Here is a 21,118-nt window from a genome sequence, read left to right as displayed (position 1 = left end):
CCGATCATCGTCGGCAGGTGGCGGTATCTATTCACCACCTTGCCTCTGCGCTTCCTGATTAGGCTGGCCAATCCAGCCCTCTCTCACGGAAGACGCCATGCCTGACACCAACCCACTCCTGCAACATTGGCAGTTGCCGCCCTGGGCGGCGATACGCGCCGAACATCTGCTGCCAGCAGTCGAGCGCATCGTTGCCGACAACCTGCTGATCATCGAAAACGTCATCGCCACTCAGGTCGATCATCCCAACTGGGACGACGTGGTAATTGCCATCGATGAAGCCGATGCGCGCCTGGATGAAACCATGGCGATCATCGAATTCCTCTCGATCAGTCATGCCGATGAGCCCCAGTGGTTGATGCAGGAAGCCCTGAGTACGCACGCCGCGCAGCGTTACAAGACTGCGAAGGCCGGCAATCGACAGTTGCTCCAGGTTTATCAACGATTGGCACAGAGCTCCATAGCCGCCAGCTTCAGCGATGCACGCAAAGCCTCGCTGGCGAAAATCCTGCGCCGGTTTCACTTGGCCGGCAGTGAATTGTCGAGTGCGCAGCGCAAGGATCTGGCGCGACTGAACGGCGAAATCGATCTGCTGGAAAAGCGCTTCATGAGTAACCTCAGATCGGTCAACGCGGCATGGAGCAAGGACATCGACGATGCAGCGCTGTTGACGGGACTGCCGGCCGAAATGCAGGCGCATCTGGCCGCCAATGCCGACAAGGCCGGCCTGCCCGGGTGGCGGCTGACCCTGGATCAGAACACTTACCAACAGGTCATGAGGCGGGCACAACACCGCGGACTGCGCGAGGAGTATTTCAAAGCCTGGTGCACCCGCGCTTCGGATCAGGGGCCACAGGCCGGTCGCTTCGATAACGGCCCGGTGCTGGAAAAACTGCTGGCCGCACGTCATGCCAAAGCCCGGCTCTTGGGTTTTGACAACTTTGCCCACCTGCGGCTGCACAACCGGATGGCCACCGGTACCGATCAGGTTGGTCGTTTTCTGCGCCAGCAGATCGCCCGCAATGCCGTGTCACTGGCGGGCGAGACCGATGATTTGCAGGCCTTGGCCCGCGAGCACGGGGTTGAACAGCTAGAAGCGTGGGATCACGATTTCCTCGCCGAGCAATTACGCCTGAAGCAGTCCGGCGGCACGGAGCAGGACCTGCGCGAGTTCTTCGCGCTGCAAGCCACACTGCACAGCCTCTGCCGCTTCAGCGAGCATATGTTCGGTATCAGCATCAGCGAAAATACCGTCCACGAGCGTTTCGCCGAAAATGTTCGCCTGTTCGAAATCAGCGAGCGTCAGCAACCGGTTGGTTACATCTACATCGACCCGTTCCACCGCGACGCGGGCAACGACTATGCCTGGACCGGTGTACTGCGCAATCGACGGATCACCGCCGAAGGCCGACCATTACTGCCGATTGCCTCGCTTCAATGCAATTACACGGCGGCCGCAAACGGGCAACCCTACCTGCTGGATCCGCAGGATCTGCGTGTTCTGCTGCACGAATTCGGCCATTGCCTGCATCATGTGCTGACGCGTTCGCCGCATTACAACCTGTCCGGCATTTCGCATCTGAGCCGCGACGCTGCCGAGTTTGTCGGGCAACTGTTCGAAAAATGGGCGTTATCCGGGCAATTCCTGCGCTGGCTGGGTACGCATCACCAGAGCGGTGAGCGTCTGTCCGAAGCGCAGGCCAATACCGCGTTTTCCGCCACAGGCATCCAGCGCAGCCGGGAGACGGCAATGCTGTTGCTGAACGCGCTGGTCGACTTCGAACTGCACCGCTGTCACGGTGACGGTCGCACTGTTCAGCAAGTAGTCGAGGATGTGCAAAGTGAGTTCGCGCACCTGTCCATCCCGGCCTACTGCCGCTTCGCCAACAGCTGCGATTATCTGGTTACCGGTTATGAGGCTTCGCTGTACGCCTACAAATGGTCGGGTGTGCTGGCGAGCGAGGCGTTCAAGCGCTTCGAACGTGAAGGTCTGTTCAACGAACAGACGGGCCGCGACATGCGCGAACACCTGCTCTCGGGGGACAGGCAGGCACTGCCCGCCGCACTGCAAGCCTTTCTCGGAAAACCCATCGACAGCGCACTGTTTCCTGCGCCAGCCGATTGAACTGATCAACGCTGGACGTGCGCCGAGTCGAACCAGCTCTTCATCGAACACATGGCGAATGCACTGGTGCTGCATTCGCCATTGATCAGGGCTTCGTGCAACCGATCAACATCGGCCTGCATCACGTAGCGCACGCTGTCGTGGAAATGCTGACTGTCACCAAAACCGCCCTCGGTCATTTCCTTGAGCGCCTGCTCTTTGCTCCAGCCCTGCACCACCACCCGGTACATCGCCGCCATCAGACCGGTGCGGTCAGAACCGTGCTTGCAGTGCATGAGCACCGGGCCGTCAGCTTCGGCGGACTGAATCGCGCGCAGAGCCTTGAGCACATCGCTGTCGTCGACGTGGTTGGTGCGATATGGCAGTTGCACCTGCTTGATGCCCGGCGCGGAGAGCCAGTCGCTATCAGCGTCAGGCAGGAAGTTGATTACGGTGACGACATGCAGATCGTTCAACAGCGGCACCGCACTGCGGCTGGGCAAGGCGCTGCGATACAGCGTCGGTGACATGCGGAACAGGTTGAACTGCGCCTCAACCGGCTGTGCCCACTCGGCCGGGCGAGATGGCGTGGCGTCGGCCGCCCGGGCGGCAATGCCATGCAACAGTGCAACAAGCGAAAAACATAACGCGGGGAAAAAGCGCACTCGAGACATGCTGGGCTGACCGTTTCGGCAATCTTCATGGGAGGAATTGCAGCTTCGCTTTTGAGCGGTCAACGCGCCGTGAGCCGGCCGTCAAAGAAACGTGAATCGTCGCCGCGCCGGGCTTTTTTCCGTGCAAACGGTTTTTCTTGATGCTTAGCCTGCTACCATTTGTCACATGATGTTGCAGAGGGATCGGCTTTTACCCGACCGAACCCTGATCGTCGCAACGCAAAATTCCTCGAGCTGCTCGCAGAAGCGGCTGACTTCTATGCCTGATGAGGTGCCCCCCATGTCTGATCAAGATCGAGACAACCCGCGGCGTGAATTCTTGCGCAAATCCCTGACCCTGATTCCGGTGGTCACGCTTGCCGGTACCGGCCTGGGCAGCAGCGTGCTGCAAGCCGCACCTGAAAGTACACCGGCGCCGGCCGCAGCAAAACCTGCCGCTGTTGGCGCGGGTGATTATCAGCCGAGCTTTTTCACCGCTGAAGAATGGGCATTCATCAATGCCGCCGTCGCCCAGTTGATCCCCAACGACGCACAAGGCCCCGGTGCCCTCGAAGCGGGCGTGCCGGAATACATCGACCGGCAGATGAACACCCCGTACGCCGCCGGTGCCCTGTGGTACATGCAAGGCCCGTTCAATGCCGACGCGGCACCGGAGATGGGCTGGCAGAGCAAACTGGTGCCCAAAGACATCTATCGCCTCGGCATCGCCGCCACGGATCAGTGGGTAAAAGGTCTGAGCGGTAAAACATTTGCCGAGCAAGACAGCGCTACCCGAGACGATTTGCTCAAGCAACTGGAAGCCGGCAAACCGCAGTTCGACGCGGTGCCGGCGAAGATTTTCTTCAATCTGCTGCTGCAAAACACCAAGGAAGGTTTCTTCTGCGACCCGATCCACGGTGGCAATAAAGGCATGGTCGGCTGGACCATGATCGGTTTCCCCGGCGCCCGCGCCGATTTCATGGATTGGGTGGAACGCAACGAGCAATACCCCTTCCCGGCAGTGTCGATTCGCGGCGAGAGGGCGTAAGCATGGCAACGGTAATGAAGAAGGTTGATGCAGTCATCGTCGGTTTCGGCTGGACGGGCGCGATCATGGCCAAGGAGCTCACCGAGGCGGGCCTCAACGTGCTGGCGCTGGAGCGCGGGCCGATGCAGGACACCTACCCCGACGGCAACTATCCACAGGTGATCGACGAACTCACCTACAGCGTGCGCAAGAAACTCTTTCAGGACATCTCCAAAGAGACGGTGACCATTCGCCACAGCGTCAACGACATCGCCCTGCCCAACCGCCAGTTGGGCGCGTTTTTGCCGGGTAACGGCGTCGGCGGCGCCGGTCTGCACTGGTCGGGCGTGCACTTTCGCGTCGACCCGATCGAGTTGCGTATGCGCAGCCACTACGAAGAACGCTACGGCAAAAGCTTCATCCCCAAAGACATGACCATCCAGGATTTCGGCGTCAGCTATGAAGAGCTGGAACCGTTTTTCGACTTCGCGGAAAAAGTCTTCGGCACCTCCGGCCAGGCCTGGACGGTGAAAGGCCAACTGGTCGGTCAGGGCAAGGGCGGTAACCCTTATGCGGCGGATCGCTCCAATCCGTTTCCGCTTGAAGCGCAGAAGAACACCGTATCCGCACAGCTTTTCGGCAAAGCGGCCACAGAAGTCGGTTACAAACCCTACAACCTGCCTTCGGCTAATACTTCGGGGCCGTACACCAATCCCTACGGCGCACAGATGGGGCCATGCAACTTCTGCGGGTTCTGCAGCGGCTACGTCTGCTACATGTATTCCAAGGCCTCGCCGAACGTGAACATTCTGCCGGCGCTCAAGCCCCTGCCGAATTTCGAGCTGCGGCCCAACTCCCATGTGCTGCGGGTCAATCTCGACAGCACGAAAAGCAAAGCCACCGGCGTCACCTACATCGATGGCCAGGGCCGCGAGATCGAGCAGCCGGCGGATTTGGTGATCCTCGGCGCATTCCAGTTGCACAACGTGCGTCTGATGCTGCTGTCCGGGATCGGCAAACCGTACGACCCGATCAGCGGCGAAGGCGTGGTCGGGCGTAACTTCGCCTATCAGAACATGGCGACCATCAAAGCCTTTTTCGACAAGGACACCCACACCAACAACTTCATTGGCGCCGGCGGCAACGGCGTGGCGGTGGACGATTTCAACGCCGACAACTTCGACCACGGGCCGCACGGCTTCGTCGGCGGTTCGCCGATGTGGGTCAACCAGGCTGGCAGTCGACCGATTGCCGGCACCTCGAACCCGCCGGGCACACCGGCCTGGGGCAGCGCATGGAAACGCGCCACCGCCGATTACTACACCCACCAGGTGTCGATGGACGCCCACGGCGCGCATCAATCCTACCGTGGCAACTACCTCGATCTCGATCCGGTGTACCGCGATGCCTACGGCCTGCCGCTGCTGCGCATGACTTTCGACTGGCAGGAAAACGACATCAAGATGAACCGCTTCATGGTCGAGAAAATGGGCAAGATCGCCCAAGCCATGGGCCCGAAAGCCATTGCAGTGATCGGCAAGCAGGTCGGCGATCACTTCAACACCGCCTCGTACCAGACCACCCACCTCAACGGTGGCGCGATCATGGGCACCGATCCGAAGACCAGCGCCCTGAACCGCTATTTGCAGAGCTGGGACGTGCACAACGTATTCGTCCCGGGCGCCTCGGCGTTCCCGCAGGGCCTGGGCTACAACCCGACCGGGCTGGTGGCGGCGCTGACCTACTGGTCGGCAAAAGCGATCCGCGAGCAATACCTGAAAAACCCCGGCCCGCTGGTACAGGCTTAAGGAGCGATGACCATGAAAACTTTCGTTATCGCGACCCTGGCGCTGCTTGGCAGCGCCGCTATCCATGCGGCTGAAGTTGATCAAGCCTTGATCAAAAAAGGCGAATACCTTGCCCGCGCCGGTGACTGCGTGGCCTGCCACACGGCCAAGGGCGGCAAGCCGTTCGCCGGCGGTCTGCCAATGGAGACGCCGATCGGCACGATCTACTCGACCAACATCACCCCGGACAAGACCGGTCTGGGCGACTACAGCTTCGAAGACTTCGATCAGGCCGTGCGCCACGGTGTGGCCAAAAACGGCAGCACGTTGTACCCGGCGATGCCGTATCCGTCCTACGCGCGGGTCAACCAGGCCGACATGCAAGCGCTGTACGCCTACTTCATGCACGGCGTCGAACCGGTGGCGCAGGAGAACAAGGCCAGCGACATTCCCTGGCCGTTGAGCATGCGCTGGCCGCTGATGGGCTGGCGCTGGCTGTTCGCGCCGAAGGTCGAGGATTACCAGGCCACGTCGGCCGATCCGGTGATCGATCGTGGCGCGTACCTGGTCGAAGGCCTCGGCCACTGCGGCGCCTGTCACACCCCGCGTGCGCTGACCATGCAGGAAAAATCCCTGAGCGCGGCGGACGGCAGCGAATTCCTCGCCGGCAGTGCGCCGCTGGAAGGCTGGATCGCCAAGAGCCTGCGCGGCGATCACAAGGATGGCCTCGGCAGCTGGAGCGAAGAACAACTGGTGCAATTCCTCAAGACCGGGCGCAGTGATCGCAGCGCAGTGTTCGGCGGCATGAGCGATGTGGTCACCCACAGCATGCAGTACATGAGCGACGCCGACCTCACCGCGATTGCCCGCTATCTCAAATCACTGCCGGCCAATGACCCGGCGGATCAGCCGCATCAGTACGACGAGAAAGTGGCCAAAGCGCTGTGGAACGGCGACGACAGCCAACGCGGCGCGTCGGTGTACATCGACAACTGCGCCGCCTGCCACCGTACCGACGGCCATGGCTACACACGGGTGTTCCCGGCGCTGGCGGGCAATCCGGTGCTGCAAACCGACGATCCGACCTCGCTGATTCATATCGTGCTCAAGGGCGGGACTTTGCCGGCAACGCACACCGCGCCATCGACCTTCACAATGCCCGGTTTCGCCTGGCGCCTGTCGGATCAGGAAGTCGCGGATGTGGTGAGTTTCATCCGTGGCAGCTGGGGCAACAAGGGTGCGCCGGTGAAAGCTGCCGATGTTGCCGAGTTGCGTACGGAGGATATGAAGCAGACCTCCGGTGACGATCTTGGGCAGCTCACCTCGCATAACTGAGCGAAATGTGTCGACAGACCGCTGGCACGACATGACTTCGCATGTTGAGTCAGCGGTGTTCATCGTGTCGATTTCAGACCTCTGAACTGCACAAACGCATCCGCCAACTGCAAGTACAGTCTCTTGTCATGGTTATCGATATCGCCATCCCCGTCGCTATCGATAACCTCTTCGGAAAGCAGGTCATAGCGATCGTTTGCCTGCGATGAAGAGGCAAATAGCGCGTAGTCGTAGTCCATCATTTCGGTGGCGTTATCGCCATAATGATAAAAAACAACCTCGGGACTTCCGTCGCGTTCCATGTCTGCAATTTCAAGCAAAATTCTGATTGGCATCACATTCAATCCATTCCGGTTGGCAAGACGTTATTAGTCATGAGGCTTTAACCTAAGACGGCGCTTGCAACCACGTCTACTGTCATATCTGACAGGGTGTATGTGCACACAGTTGTGAGAACGTCGGTTACGATCAGAGAAAGCCCTGAATGCTGTTCCTCTCCGCGAACATAGCGGACATGAACAACCACAACTGACCACTCGCCCGGCGGCACTAGCCAGATGACGATCGCCCCGATACTGTGCGCATATACAGTATCGGGGCGTTTTCATGTCTATTCCATTGCCACCTCGCGGTCGCGGCACCGCGACCAACCCGCACAACCGCTTTGCGCCCAGTCGTTCGGTGGCCGAGGACGACGGCTGGTATCAGGAAGTGCCAGAGACGCAAAACACCGAAGTGATCATCGAGAAGGCCAAATCGATCATCAGCCGCAACACCTCGCCGGATCTGCCCTTCGACCGTTCGCTCAATCCCTATCGCGGCTGCGAACACGGCTGCATCTATTGCTACGCACGCCCCAGCCACGCCTATTGGGACATGTCGCCGGGCCTGGATTTCGAAACCCGGCTGATTGCCAAGACCAATGCCGCCCAGATCCTTGAAGAACAACTGAGCAAACCCGGCTATCAATGTGCGCCGATCAATCTCGGCTCCAATACCGACCCGTATCAGCCCATCGAGCGCGAATACAAAATCACCCGTCAGACCCTGGAAGTGCTGCTGCGTTACCGGCATCCGGTGACCATTGTCACCAAAGGTTCGCTGATTCTGCGCGATCTCGATTTGCTGACCGAGTTGGCGCAGCAACGGCTGGTGTCGGTGATGATCAGCCTGACCACCCTGGACGACGAACTCAAACGCATCCTTGAACCACGCGCCGCTGCGCCCAAGGCACGCTTGCGTGCGATCCGGGTGATGCACGAAGCAGGCATTCCAGTAGGCGTGCTGTGTTCGCCGATGATTCCGATGATCAATGACAGTGAGATCGAAAGCCTGCTCACCGAGGCCCACGCCGCCGGTGCGCAAAGCGCTGCCTACATGATGCTGCGCCTGCCGCTGGAAGTCGCGCCGCTGTTCGAGGAGTGGTTGCAGGCGCACTATCCGCAACGTGCCGCCCATGTGCTGAGCCTGATCCGCCAGAGTCGCGGCGGCGAACTCTACGACAGCCGTTTCGGTGCGCGCATGCGCGGTGAAGGACCGTTTGCAGACCTGCTCGCACAAAGATTTGCCAAGGCCATCAAAAAGCTTGGCCTGAACAAACGCGAGGGCTATAACCTCGACTGCTCGGCCTTCTGTCCGCCGGGTCGCCAGATGTCGTTGATTTAGCGACAATTGGCTTTGGGTTGACGGGTTGGAATCCTTCCGCCGAAACACGCCAGTCACGTTTTTTGTGACCTGGAACACACGTTCTAGAGCGTTTGATTCAGTTTCAGTTAAGTTTCGGCGGCTACCTTGTTCATCGAGTGACTGACGGGTCGGGATGACCCGGATGGTTTAAACAGCCACTGGCTTCATACCGGAATACCGGGGAAGACTCCCTGAATCCGCACAAGAGGATGAATCATGAGTGACAAGGATAAACAGTCGTTGGCTGCCTCGGCGCAAAGCCCTGAAGCACAATCCGCCGATGCAGCACTGCGACAGATCGTTGATGGCTTTTTACGCTTTCATCATGACGTTTTTCCGCAGCAGGAAGAACTGTTCAAGAAGCTCGCCACCGCTCAGGCGCCCAAGGCGATGTTCATCACTTGCGCCGACTCGCGCATCGTTCCCGAGCTGATCACCCAGAGCTCGCCGGGCGATCTGTTCGTTACCCGTAACGTCGGCAACGTGGTGCCGCCCTACGGTCAGATGAACGGCGGCGTCTCCACCGCGATCGAATACGCGGTACTGGCGCTGGGCGTGCAGCACATCATCATTTGCGGCCACTCCGATTGCGGCGCCATGCGCGCGGTACTCAACCCCGACAGCCTGGAAAAAATGCCGACGGTCAAAGCCTGGCTGCGCCACGCTGAAGTCGCGAAAACCATGGTGCACGACAACTGCAACTGCACCGACGAAAAAGACAGCATGCCGATCCTCACCGAGGAAAACGTCATCGCCCAACTGCAGCACTTGCGTACCCATCCTTCGGTAGCCTCGCGCATGGCGAACGGTCATCTGTTCATCCATGGCTGGGTCTACAACATCGAAACCAGCGAAATCAAAGCTTACGACGCGGACCAGGGTCGTTTCCTGCCTCTCGACGGCAGCCATCCGATTCCTGTGGCGACGCCCAAAGCGCGCTTCTAAATCTTCCCAACAATCTGTGTGGTATGACGCCGGCCGCTGATTCAGCGGTCCGGCCTCGCCACGCCTGAAGAAAACTTCGGGAGAATCGCCATGCGTGCGGCTCAATTGAAAGCTGTGTTGCCACGGGAGCTGCTCGCCTCCGTGGTTGTGTTTCTGGTCGCCCTGCCGCTGTGCATGGGCATCGCGATTGCGTCAGGGCTGCCGCCGGCAAAAGGTCTGATCACCGGCATCATCGGCGGTCTGGTGGTCGGTTGGCTGGCGGGCTCGCCGTTGCAGGTCAGCGGTCCGGCGGCGGGTCTGGCGGTGCTGGTTTTCGAGCTGGTGCGCCAGCATGGCATCGAGATGCTCGGGCCGATCCTGCTGCTCGCCGGTTTTCTGCAACTGGTCGCCGGGCGGCTGAAGCTTGGCTGCTGGTTTCGGGTCACGGCGCCAGCAGTGGTCTACGGCATGCTCGCGGGCATTGGCGTGTTGATTGTGCTCTCGCAAATCCATGTGATGCTCGATGCCAAGCCGCAGCCTTCCGGTCTCGACAACCTCACGGCGTTCCCGGCGGCCGTAGCGCAAGCCTTGCCATCGTTCGGCTGGCAGGCGGGTCTGCTCGGTCTGTCGACGATTGCGGTGATGTGGCTGTGGGAAAAATTCCGCCCGCATTCGCTGCGCTTCATTCCCGGCGCATTGCTCGGTGTGGGTCTGGCCACCGTGGCGAGTCTGCTGCTGGCGTTGCAGGTCAAGCGCGTTGAGGTACCGGCGAACCTGGCCGAAGCGATCGATTGGCTCAAGCCGGCCGACCTGATGAATCTGGCCGACCCGACACTGCTGGTTGCCGCGTTCGCCGTGGCGTTTATCGCCAGTGCCGAAACCCTGTTGTCCGCCGCTGCGGTGGACCGCATGCACAGCGGCGTGCGTTCGGACTTCGACCGTGAACTGTCGGCGCAAGGTGTCGGCAACATGCTCTGCGGTCTGGTCGGCGCGCTGCCGATGACCGGGGTGATCGTGCGCAGTTCGGCCAACGTCCAGGCCGGTGCGACCACACGCTACTCGACGATTTTCCATGGCCTGTGGCTGCTGGCATTCGTGCTGTTGCTGTCGAGCGTGCTGCAAAGCATTCCGGTGGCGAGCCTGGCGGGTGTGCTGGTGTATACCGGTTTCAAACTGGTCGACCTGAAAGCCTTCCGTGGTCTGGGTCGGTACGGGCGGATGCCGATGTTCACCTACGCCGCTACAGCGTTGGCGATCATCTTCACTGACCTGCTCACCGGTGTGCTGATCGGCTTCGGTCTGACAATGTTGAAGCTGGCATTCAAGGCTTCGCGCCTTAAGATCAGCCTGATCGACCTGCCGCAGGACGGCGAGATGGAATTGCGTCTGGTCGGCGCGGCGACGTTCCTCAAAGTGCCGGCGCTGACTCAAGTGCTGGGCAGCATTCCCCACGGCACGACGGTGCATGTGCCGCTCAACAACCTGAGCTACATCGACCATTCGTGTCTCGAGTTGCTTGAGGAATGGGGCCGGGCGAATGCGGCCAAGGGTTCGAAGCTGTTGATCGAATCGCGCGGGTTGAAGCGACGGCTTGAGGGGCGGGTGCGGACCAATACCGGGATTGGTGCGGCTGGCTAGATCTTCCTGCCTGAGCACAAACCCTGTGGGAGCGAGCCTGCTCGCGAAAGCGGTGTATCAGCCAACAGAGATGTTGAATGATCGACCGCATTCGCGAGCAGGCTCGCTCCCACATTGCATCTATGGTGTATGAGGGTTACGCAGCAGGCTGATCGAGCTCGAGGCCCACACCCAACCGGCGGCTCATGCACGGCCAGCGTTTCCACGCCGCGCCAGTGTCCGGGCTGCTGAGTTTTTCGCGGTAGGCTTCTACCGATTCCAGGGCAAAACTTTCCTCGTTGAGCATCTCGTCAATCGCGTGATGCACCGCTTCGTCCAGTTGGTTGGCGAATTCCTCACCGATCAATTGGTGAGCAATCAGGTTGGCGACCGTCATGTCCAAGGGGATCAATGGCTGGCCGAAATGCTTGATGTACAGGTCGTTGACCTCTTCGACAAAACGGTGTGCCAGATAGGCCTCGTCGAGCAGGCTGTCCAGGCCGACGTGCCCAGCCATGATCGCCGGCGGCTGGAGGAAATACTGCTCGGCGATCTTCAGCACCGGTTTGATCTGCGATTCGATTCCCGCTTCCCTGGCGACTTCATTGGCTGCATCCAGCAGGTCTGGTACTTCATCGATGTAGGCGGCGACAAAACGTGTCAGAACGCCCTGGGCGTCGGCTTCCGGCAACTGGATCGCCGGGTGCAGGTGAGGCAGCTTGCTTTCCAGCTGACGGGTCAGCAGGCCGGTGTCTTTTTCGTGCTGTTGGGCTTGTTGGATCTGCTCGCGCAATGCGGCGGTGTTCATGAAAACTCCAGGAAACAAGGCAATGAAATAGGGAAGACATAACTTAGCTGGCTTACGAAAAACGCTAAGACGCATTTGTCATAATTATTTCATCCTTGATGCAGCTGCGTTATATCCATTCGCCACCACTCGTCTGCATCCTTCTCCATTCGGGCACTTGAACGCAAGCGCCGGGTGTTTCAGCTCATTTACGTGCCCGGGTTGCAAATCCCGGGCGCTGTCTATACTCGCCAATGAATGGAGTTAGCTGATGACGCCCGACTGCACCCGCAGCAAGGCCCGGCGATTCAAGTTCGTAGTCTGATGCAGCCGCTCCCTTGCCGCAGGCGATACGCCGGCGGGATAACAAGAACGATAAGGGGAACCCGCAATGATGCGACATCCACATGTCTGGATGGGCCTCCTGTTGTGGTCGATTTTCAGCCCGGCCAACGCGGCCTGGACTGTGAATATGGCGCCTGGAGCGACTGAAATCAGTCACGCAGTATTCGACCTGCACATGACCATTTTCTGGATCTGTGTGGTGATCGGGATCATCGTCTTCGGCGCCATGTTCTGGTCGATGATGGTGCACCGCCGCTCTACCGGCCAGGTCGCGGCCAAATTCCACGAAAGCACCGGCGTCGAGATCATGTGGACCATCGTGCCGCTGCTGATTCTGGTGGCCATGGCCGTCCCGGCCACTGCGACGCTGATCAAGATGTACGACACCAGCGAGCCGGACATCGATATCCAGATCACCGGTTATCAGTGGAAGTGGCACTACAAATACCTGGGCCAGGACGTTGAGTTCTTCAGCAACCTGGCCACCCCCGCCGAACAGATTCACAACAAAGAAGCCAAGGGCGAGCACTACCTGCTCGAAGTCGACAAGCCGCTGGTGCTGCCGATCGGCGCCAAGGTGCGCTTTCTGGTGACCTCCGCCGACGTCATTCACTCCTGGTGGGTGCCGGCATTTGCAGTCAAGCGCGATGCGATTCCCGGGTTCGTCAACGAGGCCTGGACGCGCATCGACAAACCCGGCCTCTACCGTGGCCAGTGCGCCGAATTGTGCGGCAAGGATCACGGCTTCATGCCGATCGTGGTCGAGGTCAAGGAGCAGGCCGACTACGAAAAATGGCTCGCCGAGCGCAAGGCCGAAGCCGCACAGCTCAAAGAACTGACCAGCAAGGAATGGACCCTCGACGAGCTCAAGGAGCGCGGCGACAAGGTTTACCACACCACTTGCGTGGCCTGTCACCAGGCCGAAGGCCAGGGCCTGCCGCCGATGTTCCCGGCACTCAAGGGCTCGAAAATCGCCACCGGGCCGATCAAGGATCACCTGAGCATCGTCTACCACGGCAAACCGGGCACCGCCATGGCGGCGTTCGGCAAACAGCTGTCGGAAGTCGATATCGCAGCGGTCGTGACTTACGAACGTAACGCCTGGGGCAACAACAAGGGCGACATGGTCACGCCAAAAGAAGTGCTGGAGCTGAAACAGGCGGAAAGCAAATGAGCCGGTCAATTGCGTATTCAGTGAACCGGTCGGGGCAGCGCGCCCCGGCCCGCCCCGTCCAACTTCGTAAAGGAGACCGGCCATGAGCGCTGTCATCGATGACCACGGTCACGCCGACCACGCCCACGGCCCCGCCAAAGGCCTGATGCGCTGGGTGCTGACCACCAACCACAAGGACATCGGCACGCTGTACCTGTGGTTTGCCTTCTGCATGTTCCTGCTGGGCGGCTCGTTCGCCATGGTCATTCGCGCCGAGCTGTTCCAGCCCGGCCTGCAGATCGTGCAGCCGGAATTCTTCAACCAGATGACCACCATGCACGGTCTGGTCATGGTGTTCGGTGCGGTGATGCCGGCCTTCGTCGGCCTCGCCAACTGGATGATCCCGCTGATGGTCGGCGCGCCCGACATGGCCCTGCCACGGATGAACAACTTCAGTTTCTGGCTGTTGCCGGCCGCGTTTCTGCTGCTGGTCTCGACCCTGTTCACCCCCGGTGGCGGGCCGAATTTCGGCTGGACGTTCTACGCGCCGCTGTCGACGACTTATGCACCGGAGAGCGTTACGTTCTTCATCTTCGCCATCCACTTGATGGGCATCAGTTCGATCATGGGCGCGATCAACGTAGTCGCGACCATCCTCAACCTGCGCGCACCCGGCATGACCCTGATGAAAATGCCGCTGTTCGTGTGGACCTGGCTGATCACCGCGTTTCTGCTGATCGCAGTGATGCCGGTGCTCGCTGGCTGCGTGACGATGATGCTCATGGACATCCACTTCGGCACCAGTTTCTTCAGTGCTGCCGGCGGCGGTGACCCGGTGCTGTTCCAGCATGTGTTCTGGTTCTTCGGCCACCCCGAGGTGTACATCATGATCCTGCCGGCGTTCGGCGCGGTCAGCCAGATCATCCCGACCTTCGCGCGCAAGCCGCTGTTCGGCTACACCTCGATGGTCTATGCCACGGCGAGCATCGCGTTCCTGTCGTTCATCGTCTGGGCGCACCACATGTTCGTGGTCGGCATCCCGCTGGTGGGCGAGTTGTTCTTCATGTACGCGACCATGCTGATCGCCGTGCCGACGGGTGTGAAAGTGTTCAACTGGGCCAGCACCATGTGGCAAGGCTCGATGACCTTCGAGACGCCGATGCTGTTTGCCGTGGCGTTCGTCATCCTGTTCTCGATCGGTGGTTTTTCCGGGCTGATGCTGGCGATCGCCCCGGCGGACTTCCAGTACCAGGACACCTACTTCGTTGTCGCGCACTTCCACTACGTGCTGGTGCCCGGGGCGATCTTCGGCATCTTCGCCTCGGCCTATTACTGGCTGCCGAAGTGGACCGGGCACATGTACGACGAAACCCTCGGCAAGCTGCATTTCTGGCTGTCGTTCGTGGGCATGAACCTGACCTTTTTCCCGATGCACTTCGTCGGCCTTGCGGGGATGCCGCGACGGATTCCGGACTACAACCTGCAGTTCGCCGACTTCAACATGGTCTCGTCGATCGGCGCGTTCATGTTCGGCGCCACGCAGATCTTCTTCCTGTTCATCGTCATCAAGACCATCCGTGGCGGCGCACCGGCCCCGGCCAAACCGTGGGACGGCGCCGAAGGGCTGGAGTGGAGCGTGCCGTCGCCGGCGCCGTATCACACCTTCACCACGCCGCCGGAAGTGAAATGAACACCTCCTGTTTTTTGCAATGTGTACAGAGGCACAGATCCCCAGTGGATGCTCACATATCTTCTGTGGATGTACACAGATCCCCCGTGGCGAGGGGATTTATCCCCGTTGGGCTGCGCAGCAGCCCCAAAATCTGCAATCGGGGTGTATCAGGCACACCGCATGCGCCGGGTTTACGACTGCTGCGCAGCCGGTCGGGGATAAATCCCCTCACCACAGCATCACCGGCCACCAGGGAACACGAGGGAGGCATGAACCATGGCTGACTCGATCTCGCTGGAGAAGCTCGTCACCCGCCTGCTGCTGGTGGTGGTGGCGATGTTCGTCTTCGGTTTCGCCTTGGTGCCGATCTACGACGTGATGTGCAAAGCCTTCGGCATCAACGGCAAGACCGGCGGCCAGTATGCGGGGGAGCAAGTAGTGGACACGTCGCGCCAGGTGCGCGTGCAGTTTCTCTCGACCAACACCGCCGACATGCCGTGGGACTTTTACCCGAAACACGACGAGATGACCGCCAATCCCGGCGCCGTGAACGAGATGGTCTTCATCGCACGCAATCCCACCGACAAACCGATGAGTGCGCAAGCGGTGCCGAGTATTGCGCCGAGCAACGCCGCGGCGTTTTTCCACAAGACCGAATGCTTTTGCTTTACCCAGCAGGTGCTGCAACCCGGTGAACAGATCGAGATGCCGGTGCGTTTCATCGTTGACCGCGACATGCCCAAGGAAGTGAAGCACCTGACGCTGTCCTACACGCTGTTCGATATCACCGCCCGACATCCGCCGGTGGCTGTTAACACTGGCGGTTGAGCGTGGCCGATAAGGAGAACAATAAATGGCAACTCATGAGCATTATTACGTCCCGGCCCAGAGCAAATGGCCGATCATCGCCACGCTCGGGATGTTCGTCACCGTGTACGGCCTCGCCACCTGGTTCAACGATCTCAAGGCCGCACGCCCGGATTCCCATGGCCCGCTGATCTTTTTCGTCGGCGGCCTGCTGCTGGCGTACATGCTGTTCGGCTGGTTCGGTGCGGTGATCAAGGAAAGTCGCGCGGGGCTGTACAGCCCGCAGCTGGACCGCTCGTTCCGCTGGGGCATGAGCTGGTTCATCTTTTCCGAGGTGATGTTCTTCGTCGCCTTCTTCGGCGCGCTGTTCTATGTGCGCCATGTGTCCGGGCCGGCGCTGGGCGGTGAGGGGCCGAAAGGCATCGCGCACATGCTCTGGCCGAACTTCGAATTTGTCTGGCCGCTGCTGCACACACCTGATCCGAAACTGTTCCCGCCGCCAAAAGAAGTCATCAGCCCGTGGGGCCTGCCGCTGATCAACACCATTCTGCTGGTCAGCTCCAGCGTGACCATCACCATCGCCCACCATGCGCTGAAGAAAGGCCATCGCGGTGCACTGAAACTGTGGCTGGCGATCACCGTACTGCTGGGCATCGCGTTCCTCGGTTTCCAGGCCGAGGAATACATCCACGCCTATAAAGAGCTGGGGTTGACCCTCGGCTCGGGCATCTACGGCGCGACGTTCTTCATGCTCACCGGATTCCACGGCGCCCACGTGACCATCGGCACGATCATCCTGTTCGTGATGCTGATGCGCATCATGAAAGGCCACTTCGACAACGAGCACCAGTTCGGTTTCGAGGCGGCGAGCTGGTACTGGCACTTCGTCGATGTGGTGTGGATCGGTTTGTTCTTCTTCGTTTACGTCCTCTGACTGCTGGCGCTACCAGGGCGCATGGGACACCAACTGGCCGCTATAGAAACCCCAGGCCATCAGGCCGACGGTGACCACGGCCAGTGCCACCCGAACACTCAAGGCGATGACCAGGCGATTGGAGCTGCTGTCGTCCTTGACCAGGAAAAACAGGCCGCTGAACAGGCTGACGACCGTGGCAATCAGCATCAGGACGATCGCTGCTTTGAACATGGCAAGACTCCGGGGGACAGGCGATGCAATTGAGTATAGCGATCGCGATGACTGACTTTATGGCGCGCCCATGAAGCGCTTTCGCCCGGGCGTGATTCCCACTGTCGTGGTGGCGCTGTTGCTGCCGCTGATGGTTGCGCTGGGCTTCTGGCAACTGGGCCGGGGCGCGGAGAAAACCGCGCTGCTGGCCAGTTATGCCGAACGTCGCGTGGCCGAACCGCTGGCCAGCAGTGAACTGCTCGCCAGCGCCGACCCGGCTTACCGCCGCGTGCGCCTGCACGGCCAGTTCGACCCCGCCCATACCCTGTTGCTCGACAACCGCCAGCGTGGCGGCAAGGTCGGCGTTGAACTGCTGCAACCGTTTCAGGATCAACGCAGCGGTCTCTGGCTGCTGGTCAATCGCGGCTGGCTGCCTTGGCCCGACCGGCGTGTGCCGCCGCAATTCACGACACCCGCCGAGGCGCTGACGCTCGACGCCTGGGTCTATGTCGCCCCCGGCGCAACGTTCCAGTTGCACGCCGATCCGGTCAGCAGTGTCTGGCCGCAGACCATCACCGCCGTCGAGCCGGGCAAATTGTGGCAAACCCTGGAGCGCGACGGCTTCGCCTACGAATTACGGGCCGAACCCGGCCCGGTCAGCTATCAGACCGATTGGCCGGTAGTCGCGATGGGTCCGGAAAAACACCTCGGCTACGCCGTGCAATGGTTCGCCATGGCCACGGCCCTGCTCGGTCTTTACCTCTATTTGGGCTGGCACAACGCAAAGGAGAAACGCCATGGGAAGCGCCATGAATCCACCCAGCATGTCTGAGGCCAAACCCGTTCCCAGCCGCCGGCGCGGGCGCATTCAGTTGTTGCTGATCGTGCTTGGCGTGGTCGGGCCGATGCTGCTCGCCACCGGCATGTACAAATTGCAGTTCTGGGTGCCGGAAGGACGCAGCTATCACGGCGAGCTGATCGGCAACGGCCAGACCCGCGCCGACCTCGGCGTGCAGGCCGACGAGCAGCGCTGGCAGATTCTGGTCACGGCGCCGAAGGATTGCGCCGTCGATTGCCAGCAACTGGTTTATCTGGCGCGGCAGATCCAGATCAGCCTCGGCCGCGAAGCCGGCCGCGCCAGCCACGCCCTCGCCGCCGCGCAACCACTGAGCGCCGATTACGCCGCCAAGCTCGACCGTGAATATCCGCAGCTGCAGCGCTATCCGCTGGATGCCGGGGTGTTCAACAAGACCACCGGCGACAAAGCCGTGCCGCAGCTGTGGATCGTCGACCCACACGGCAATCTGGTGCTGCGTTACGAGCCGAATGTGAAGGGCAAGGATCTGCTTAACGACCTGCGGCATCTGCTGAAACTGTCGAACATCGGATGAGGGCATCGTCATGGCCAAACCTGGATTTCGCCTCGCGCTGTTTGCCACCCTGCTGGCACTGATTGTAGTGCTGCTCGGCGCCTACACCCGCCTGACCCACGCCGGCCTCGGCTGCCCGGACTGGCCAGGCTGCTACGGCTTTATCAGCGTGCCGAAAAGCGAGGCGCAACTGGCCCATGCCGAACTGCACTTCCCTGACGCGCCAGTGGAGGCGCACAAGGGCTGGAACGAGATGATTCACCGCTACTTCGCCGGCACCCTCGGTTTGCTGATTTCAGTGCTGGCCGGGCGCGCGTGGGTCAACCGGCGCCATCCGGGCCAGCCGCTGAAACTGCCGCTGTTTCTGCTGGCGGTGGTCATCGCCCAAGCGGCGTTCGGTATGTGGACGGTGACGCTCAAGCTCTGGCCACAAGTGGTCACCGGACATTTGCTCGGCGGCTTTGCCACGTTGAGTCTGCTGTTTCTGTTGACGCTGAGGTTATCCGGCGTGCTGCCGGCGCTGACGGTACCGAAGCGCCTGCAATATTGGGCGACGGCGGGGCTGCTGCTGGTGATCGGCCAGATCGCCTTGGGCGGCTGGGTCAGTTCCAACTACGCAGCGGTGGCCTGCATCGACTTCCCCACCTGCCACGGCCAATGGCTGCCGCCGGCGGACTTCGCCAACGGTTTCCACCTGACCCAGCACATCGGCCCGAATTATCTCGGCGGACAACTCGATAGCGACGCGCGCACGGCCATTCATCTGACACACCGCATCGGCGCTCTGCTGGTGACGGTCGTACTGCTCGGTCTGGCCTGGCAGTTGAAAGTGGTGGGCATGACCCGACTGGCCGGTTTGCTGCTGATCGCCCTTGCCGCGCAGATCACCCTCGGCATCAGCAACGTGCTGTTTCATCTGCCGCTGCCGGTGGCCGTCGCCCATAACGCTGGCGGTGCGGCGCTGTTGCTGACGCTGGTACTGGTCAATTACCACGCCCGCACCAGCCTGCTGCGGGTGAGCCAACCGGTGCTGGCGCGCTGGCGCTTGAGTGCGCACAAACCTGCCGTTGCGCCCATCGCATTGAAAGGAGAAACGCCATGGCGAGTCTGACCGGCGAGCGTGCGGCGCAAGCGCTGTGGCGCGATTATCTGGAGCTGACCAAACCGAAAGTCGTGGTGCTGATGCTGATCACCTCGCTGGTCGGCATGTTCCTCGCCACCCGCGCGGGCGTACCGTGGACAGTGCTGGTGTTTGGCAATCTGGGCATTGCGTTGTGTGCCGGCGGTGCGGCGGCGGTCAATCATGTGGTCGATCGGCGCATCGATGCGGTAATGGCGCGCACGCACAAACGTCCCTTGGCCGAAGGCCGGGTTTCACCTGCGGCGGCGCTGACCTTCGCCTTGGTGCTGGCGCTGCTCGGTCAGGCGCTGCTGCTGACTTTCACCAATCAGCTGACCGCGTGGCTGACCCTCGCCTCGCTGCTCGGTTACGCGGTGGTCTACACCGGTTTTCTCAAGCGTGCGACGCCGCAGAACATCGTCATCGGCGGCCTCGCTGGCGCGGCGCCACCGCTGCTCGGCTGGACCGCCGCCACCGGCCATGTCAGCGCCGAACCGCTGTTGCTGGTGCTGATCATCTTCGCCTGGACCCCGCCGCATTTCTGGGCGCTGGCGATTCATCGCAAGGAGGAATACGCCAAGGCCGACATTCCGATGCTGCCGGTGACCCATGGCGAGCACTACACCAAAGTGCACATTCTGCTCTACACCTTCGCGCTGCTGGCAGTGAGCCTCTTGCCCTACGTGATTCACATGAGCGGCGTGCTGTATCTGGTCTGTGCGCTGGCGTTGGGCGCAAGGTTTCTGCAATGGGCCGTGGTGCTGTACCGTGGCACTCGGCCGCACGCGGCGATCAATACCTTCAAGTACTCAATCTGGTACTTGTTCCTGTTGTTCATCGCCCTGCTCGTAGACCACTACTTACTGTTGAACCTATGACCCGAACCCAGAAAACCGTCTTCATCCTCGTCGCCGTGATCGCGCTGATCCTCGGGCTTACCGTCAACAAAGTGCTCAGCGGCAAAGGCCAGGGCGACCCGACTGCGCTGATCGACGCCGGGATCATCCTGCTGCCGCAGAGCCGCAACCTGCCGGACGTGACCATGACCGATCAGGACGGCAAACCGGTTGCAATCGATGAGTTGAAAGGCAAATGGAGTCTGTTGTTCTTCGGCTACACCTTCTGTCCGGACATCTGCCCGACCACCCTGGCGCAACTGCGACAGATCAAGAGTGAACTGCCGAAAGAGGCTGTGGATAAATTGCAGATCGTGCTGGTCAGCGTTGACCCCAACCGCGATACGCCGAAGCAGTTGAAACAGTACCTGGGCTACTTCGATCCGCAGTTCATTGGCCTGACGCCGACATCGATCGAACAGCTGCAGAAGCTGGCGAACGCGGTGAGTATTCCATTTATTCCGGCGGATACGAGTAAGCCGAATTACACGGTGGACCATAGCGGCAATCTGGCGGTGATCGGGCCGGATGGTACGCAGCGTGGGTTTATTCGGGCGCCGTTGAATAACACAAAACTGGTGGCGCAATTGCCGGTGATGCTCAACCGCAAATAAACGCAGAAAGCGAAAAACCCCTCACCCTAACCCTCTCCCAGAGGGAGAGGGGACTGATCGGGGGATGCTGAAGCAATACGCCGACTTGTAAGCGC

General features: G+C 60.6%; 20 protein-coding genes. 16 read left to right on the top strand and 4 right to left on the bottom strand.

Going from position 1 to position 21,118, the window contains the following annotated elements:
• The first annotated feature begins 97 nt into the window (after positions 1–97).
• Positions 98–2,125 (top strand): M3 family metallopeptidase, encoded by a 2,028-nt coding sequence (locus AC0Z5Z_RS03385; protein ID WP_485610687.1) that lies wholly within the window; start codon positions 98–100, stop codon positions 2,123–2,125.
• A gap of 5 nt (positions 2,126–2,130) precedes the next feature.
• Here AC0Z5Z_RS03385 and AC0Z5Z_RS03380 read toward each other — a convergent pair whose 3' ends face one another.
• On the bottom strand, positions 2,131–2,778 hold the full coding sequence (locus tag AC0Z5Z_RS03380) for a phosphatase domain-containing protein (RefSeq protein WP_024015019.1): 648 nt from the start codon (positions 2,776–2,778) through the stop codon (positions 2,131–2,133).
• A 280-nt stretch (positions 2,779–3,058) separates the two neighbouring features.
• Between AC0Z5Z_RS03380 and AC0Z5Z_RS03375 the strand changes: the two genes are divergently transcribed.
• The 3 genes from AC0Z5Z_RS03375 to AC0Z5Z_RS03365 are packed head-to-tail and all read left to right on the top strand — an operon-like array spanning position 3,059 to position 6,906.
• Complete coding sequence (locus AC0Z5Z_RS03375; protein WP_095182280.1) at positions 3,059–3,805, top strand: gluconate 2-dehydrogenase subunit 3 family protein; 747 nt, start codon at positions 3,059–3,061, stop codon at positions 3,803–3,805.
• Between the two features lie 2 nt (positions 3,806–3,807).
• The gene (locus tag AC0Z5Z_RS03370; protein WP_041476464.1) at positions 3,808–5,592 is read left to right on the top strand and encodes a GMC family oxidoreductase; all 1,785 of its coding nucleotides are present in this window, start codon (positions 3,808–3,810) and stop codon (positions 5,590–5,592) included.
• 12 nt (positions 5,593–5,604) lie between these two features.
• Positions 5,605–6,906 (top strand): c-type cytochrome, encoded by a 1,302-nt coding sequence (locus AC0Z5Z_RS03365; protein ID WP_252877196.1) that lies wholly within the window; start codon positions 5,605–5,607, stop codon positions 6,904–6,906.
• Positions 6,907–6,965: 59 nt separating this feature from the next.
• On the opposite strand, the gene AC0Z5Z_RS03360 is transcribed toward AC0Z5Z_RS03365, so the two are convergent.
• Positions 6,966–7,241 (bottom strand): hypothetical protein, encoded by a 276-nt coding sequence (locus AC0Z5Z_RS03360; RefSeq protein WP_095182282.1) that lies wholly within the window; start codon positions 7,239–7,241, stop codon positions 6,966–6,968.
• Positions 7,242–7,512: 271 nt separating this feature from the next.
• Between AC0Z5Z_RS03360 and AC0Z5Z_RS03355 the strand changes: the two genes are divergently transcribed.
• The 3 genes from AC0Z5Z_RS03355 to AC0Z5Z_RS03345 all read left to right on the top strand — a co-directional run bounded on the left by AC0Z5Z_RS03355 (position 7,513) and on the right by AC0Z5Z_RS03345 (position 11,154).
• Positions 7,513–8,571 (top strand): PA0069 family radical SAM protein, encoded by a 1,059-nt coding sequence (locus AC0Z5Z_RS03355; RefSeq protein ID WP_252877195.1) that lies wholly within the window; start codon positions 7,513–7,515, stop codon positions 8,569–8,571.
• A gap of 237 nt (positions 8,572–8,808) precedes the next feature.
• Positions 8,809–9,537, top strand: a complete 729-nt coding sequence (locus AC0Z5Z_RS03350; protein WP_016772323.1) for a carbonic anhydrase — start codon at positions 8,809–8,811, stop codon at positions 9,535–9,537.
• 90 nt (positions 9,538–9,627) lie between these two features.
• On the top strand, positions 9,628–11,154 hold the full coding sequence (locus AC0Z5Z_RS03345; protein WP_252868549.1) for a SulP family inorganic anion transporter: 1,527 nt from the start codon (positions 9,628–9,630) through the stop codon (positions 11,152–11,154).
• Positions 11,155–11,290: 136 nt separating this feature from the next.
• Here AC0Z5Z_RS03345 and AC0Z5Z_RS03340 read toward each other — a convergent pair whose 3' ends face one another.
• Positions 11,291–11,941 (bottom strand): hypothetical protein, encoded by a 651-nt coding sequence (locus AC0Z5Z_RS03340; RefSeq protein ID WP_041476468.1) that lies wholly within the window; start codon positions 11,939–11,941, stop codon positions 11,291–11,293.
• 370 nt (positions 11,942–12,311) lie between these two features.
• Here AC0Z5Z_RS03340 and coxB point away from each other — a divergent pair, with 370 nt between their 5' ends.
• The 4 genes from coxB (at position 12,312) to AC0Z5Z_RS03320 (ending at position 16,831) form a co-directional block, all read left to right on the top strand.
• Positions 12,312–13,439 carry a cytochrome c oxidase subunit II gene (coxB, locus tag AC0Z5Z_RS03335; protein ID WP_016772326.1) on the top strand — a complete coding sequence of 376 codons (1,128 nt, stop codon included), beginning with the start codon at positions 12,312–12,314 and terminating at the stop codon, positions 13,437–13,439.
• An 82-nt stretch (positions 13,440–13,521) separates the two neighbouring features.
• A complete protein-coding gene (gene ctaD, locus AC0Z5Z_RS03330; protein WP_016772327.1) occupies positions 13,522–15,108 on the top strand; it encodes a cytochrome c oxidase subunit I in 1,587 nt (528 codons plus the stop codon).
• Between the two features lie 258 nt (positions 15,109–15,366).
• Positions 15,367–15,918 carry a cytochrome c oxidase assembly protein gene (locus tag AC0Z5Z_RS03325; RefSeq protein WP_252877194.1) on the top strand — a complete coding sequence of 184 codons (552 nt, stop codon included), beginning with the start codon at positions 15,367–15,369 and terminating at the stop codon, positions 15,916–15,918.
• Positions 15,919–15,943: 25 nt separating this feature from the next.
• Positions 15,944–16,831 (top strand): cytochrome c oxidase subunit 3, encoded by an 888-nt coding sequence (locus AC0Z5Z_RS03320; RefSeq protein WP_095182286.1) that lies wholly within the window; start codon positions 15,944–15,946, stop codon positions 16,829–16,831.
• 9 nt (positions 16,832–16,840) lie between these two features.
• On the opposite strand, the gene AC0Z5Z_RS03315 is transcribed toward AC0Z5Z_RS03320, so the two are convergent.
• Entirely contained in the window at positions 16,841–17,044 is a 204-nt protein-coding gene (locus AC0Z5Z_RS03315) for a twin transmembrane helix small protein (RefSeq protein ID WP_016772330.1), read from the bottom strand.
• Between the two features lie 70 nt (positions 17,045–17,114).
• Here AC0Z5Z_RS03315 and AC0Z5Z_RS03310 point away from each other — a divergent pair, with 70 nt between their 5' ends.
• From AC0Z5Z_RS03310 to AC0Z5Z_RS03290, 5 genes are read left to right on the top strand one after another with little or no spacing between them, the layout of a single operon-like run.
• A complete protein-coding gene (locus AC0Z5Z_RS03310; protein ID WP_252877193.1) occupies positions 17,115–17,855 on the top strand; it encodes an SURF1 family protein in 741 nt (246 codons plus the stop codon).
• Entirely contained in the window at positions 17,821–18,414 is a 594-nt protein-coding gene (locus tag AC0Z5Z_RS03305) for a hypothetical protein (protein ID WP_236167896.1), read from the top strand. The genes AC0Z5Z_RS03310 and AC0Z5Z_RS03305 overlap by 35 nt, the downstream gene beginning before the upstream one ends.
• A gap of 10 nt (positions 18,415–18,424) precedes the next feature.
• Positions 18,425–19,504, top strand: coding sequence for a COX15/CtaA family protein (locus AC0Z5Z_RS03300; protein WP_056791248.1), 1,080 nt, complete (start codon positions 18,425–18,427; stop codon positions 19,502–19,504).
• The gene (gene cyoE, locus AC0Z5Z_RS03295; RefSeq protein WP_252877192.1) at positions 19,492–20,391 is read left to right on the top strand and encodes a heme o synthase; all 900 of its coding nucleotides are present in this window, start codon (positions 19,492–19,494) and stop codon (positions 20,389–20,391) included. The genes AC0Z5Z_RS03300 and cyoE overlap by 13 nt, the downstream gene beginning before the upstream one ends.
• Complete coding sequence (locus tag AC0Z5Z_RS03290; RefSeq protein ID WP_252877191.1) at positions 20,388–21,023, top strand: SCO family protein; 636 nt, start codon at positions 20,388–20,390, stop codon at positions 21,021–21,023. The genes cyoE and AC0Z5Z_RS03290 overlap by 4 nt, the downstream gene beginning before the upstream one ends.
• The last annotated feature ends 95 nt before the right edge of the window (positions 21,024–21,118 follow it).

This window comes from Pseudomonas sp. 1L-E-NC-VB-C3, assembly GCF_057291535.1.
The sequence above is the reverse complement of the archived record's forward strand: the minus strand, read 5'-3'. Positions and strand labels throughout refer to the sequence as shown.

Excerpts from the sequence above, each read along its gene's own strand:
- AC0Z5Z_RS03385 (WP_485610687.1), top strand. The coding sequence starts at position 98 with ATGCCTGACACCAACCCACTCCTGCAACATTGGCAGTTGCCGCCCTGG.
- AC0Z5Z_RS03380 (WP_024015019.1), bottom strand. The coding sequence starts at position 2,778 with ATGTCTCGAGTGCGCTTTTTCCCCGCGTTATGTTTTTCGCTTGTTGCA.
- AC0Z5Z_RS03375 (WP_095182280.1), top strand. The coding sequence starts at position 3,059 with ATGTCTGATCAAGATCGAGACAACCCGCGGCGTGAATTCTTGCGCAAA.
- AC0Z5Z_RS03370 (WP_041476464.1), top strand. The coding sequence starts at position 3,808 with ATGGCAACGGTAATGAAGAAGGTTGATGCAGTCATCGTCGGTTTCGGC.
- AC0Z5Z_RS03365 (WP_252877196.1), top strand. The coding sequence starts at position 5,605 with ATGAAAACTTTCGTTATCGCGACCCTGGCGCTGCTTGGCAGCGCCGCT.
- AC0Z5Z_RS03360 (WP_095182282.1), bottom strand. The coding sequence starts at position 7,241 with ATGCCAATCAGAATTTTGCTTGAAATTGCAGACATGGAACGCGACGGA.
- AC0Z5Z_RS03355 (WP_252877195.1), top strand. The coding sequence starts at position 7,513 with ATGTCTATTCCATTGCCACCTCGCGGTCGCGGCACCGCGACCAACCCG.
- AC0Z5Z_RS03350 (WP_016772323.1), top strand. The coding sequence starts at position 8,809 with ATGAGTGACAAGGATAAACAGTCGTTGGCTGCCTCGGCGCAAAGCCCT.
- AC0Z5Z_RS03345 (WP_252868549.1), top strand. The coding sequence starts at position 9,628 with ATGCGTGCGGCTCAATTGAAAGCTGTGTTGCCACGGGAGCTGCTCGCC.
- AC0Z5Z_RS03340 (WP_041476468.1), bottom strand. The coding sequence starts at position 11,941 with ATGAACACCGCCGCATTGCGCGAGCAGATCCAACAAGCCCAACAGCAC.
- coxB (WP_016772326.1), top strand. The coding sequence starts at position 12,312 with ATGATGCGACATCCACATGTCTGGATGGGCCTCCTGTTGTGGTCGATT.
- ctaD (WP_016772327.1), top strand. The coding sequence starts at position 13,522 with ATGAGCGCTGTCATCGATGACCACGGTCACGCCGACCACGCCCACGGC.
- AC0Z5Z_RS03325 (WP_252877194.1), top strand. The coding sequence starts at position 15,367 with ATGGCTGACTCGATCTCGCTGGAGAAGCTCGTCACCCGCCTGCTGCTG.
- AC0Z5Z_RS03320 (WP_095182286.1), top strand. The coding sequence starts at position 15,944 with ATGGCAACTCATGAGCATTATTACGTCCCGGCCCAGAGCAAATGGCCG.
- AC0Z5Z_RS03315 (WP_016772330.1), bottom strand. The coding sequence starts at position 17,044 with ATGTTCAAAGCAGCGATCGTCCTGATGCTGATTGCCACGGTCGTCAGC.
- AC0Z5Z_RS03310 (WP_252877193.1), top strand. The coding sequence starts at position 17,115 with ATGAAGCGCTTTCGCCCGGGCGTGATTCCCACTGTCGTGGTGGCGCTG.
- AC0Z5Z_RS03305 (WP_236167896.1), top strand. The coding sequence starts at position 17,821 with ATGGGAAGCGCCATGAATCCACCCAGCATGTCTGAGGCCAAACCCGTT.
- AC0Z5Z_RS03300 (WP_056791248.1), top strand. The coding sequence starts at position 18,425 with ATGGCCAAACCTGGATTTCGCCTCGCGCTGTTTGCCACCCTGCTGGCA.
- cyoE (WP_252877192.1), top strand. The coding sequence starts at position 19,492 with ATGGCGAGTCTGACCGGCGAGCGTGCGGCGCAAGCGCTGTGGCGCGAT.
- AC0Z5Z_RS03290 (WP_252877191.1), top strand. The coding sequence starts at position 20,388 with ATGACCCGAACCCAGAAAACCGTCTTCATCCTCGTCGCCGTGATCGCG.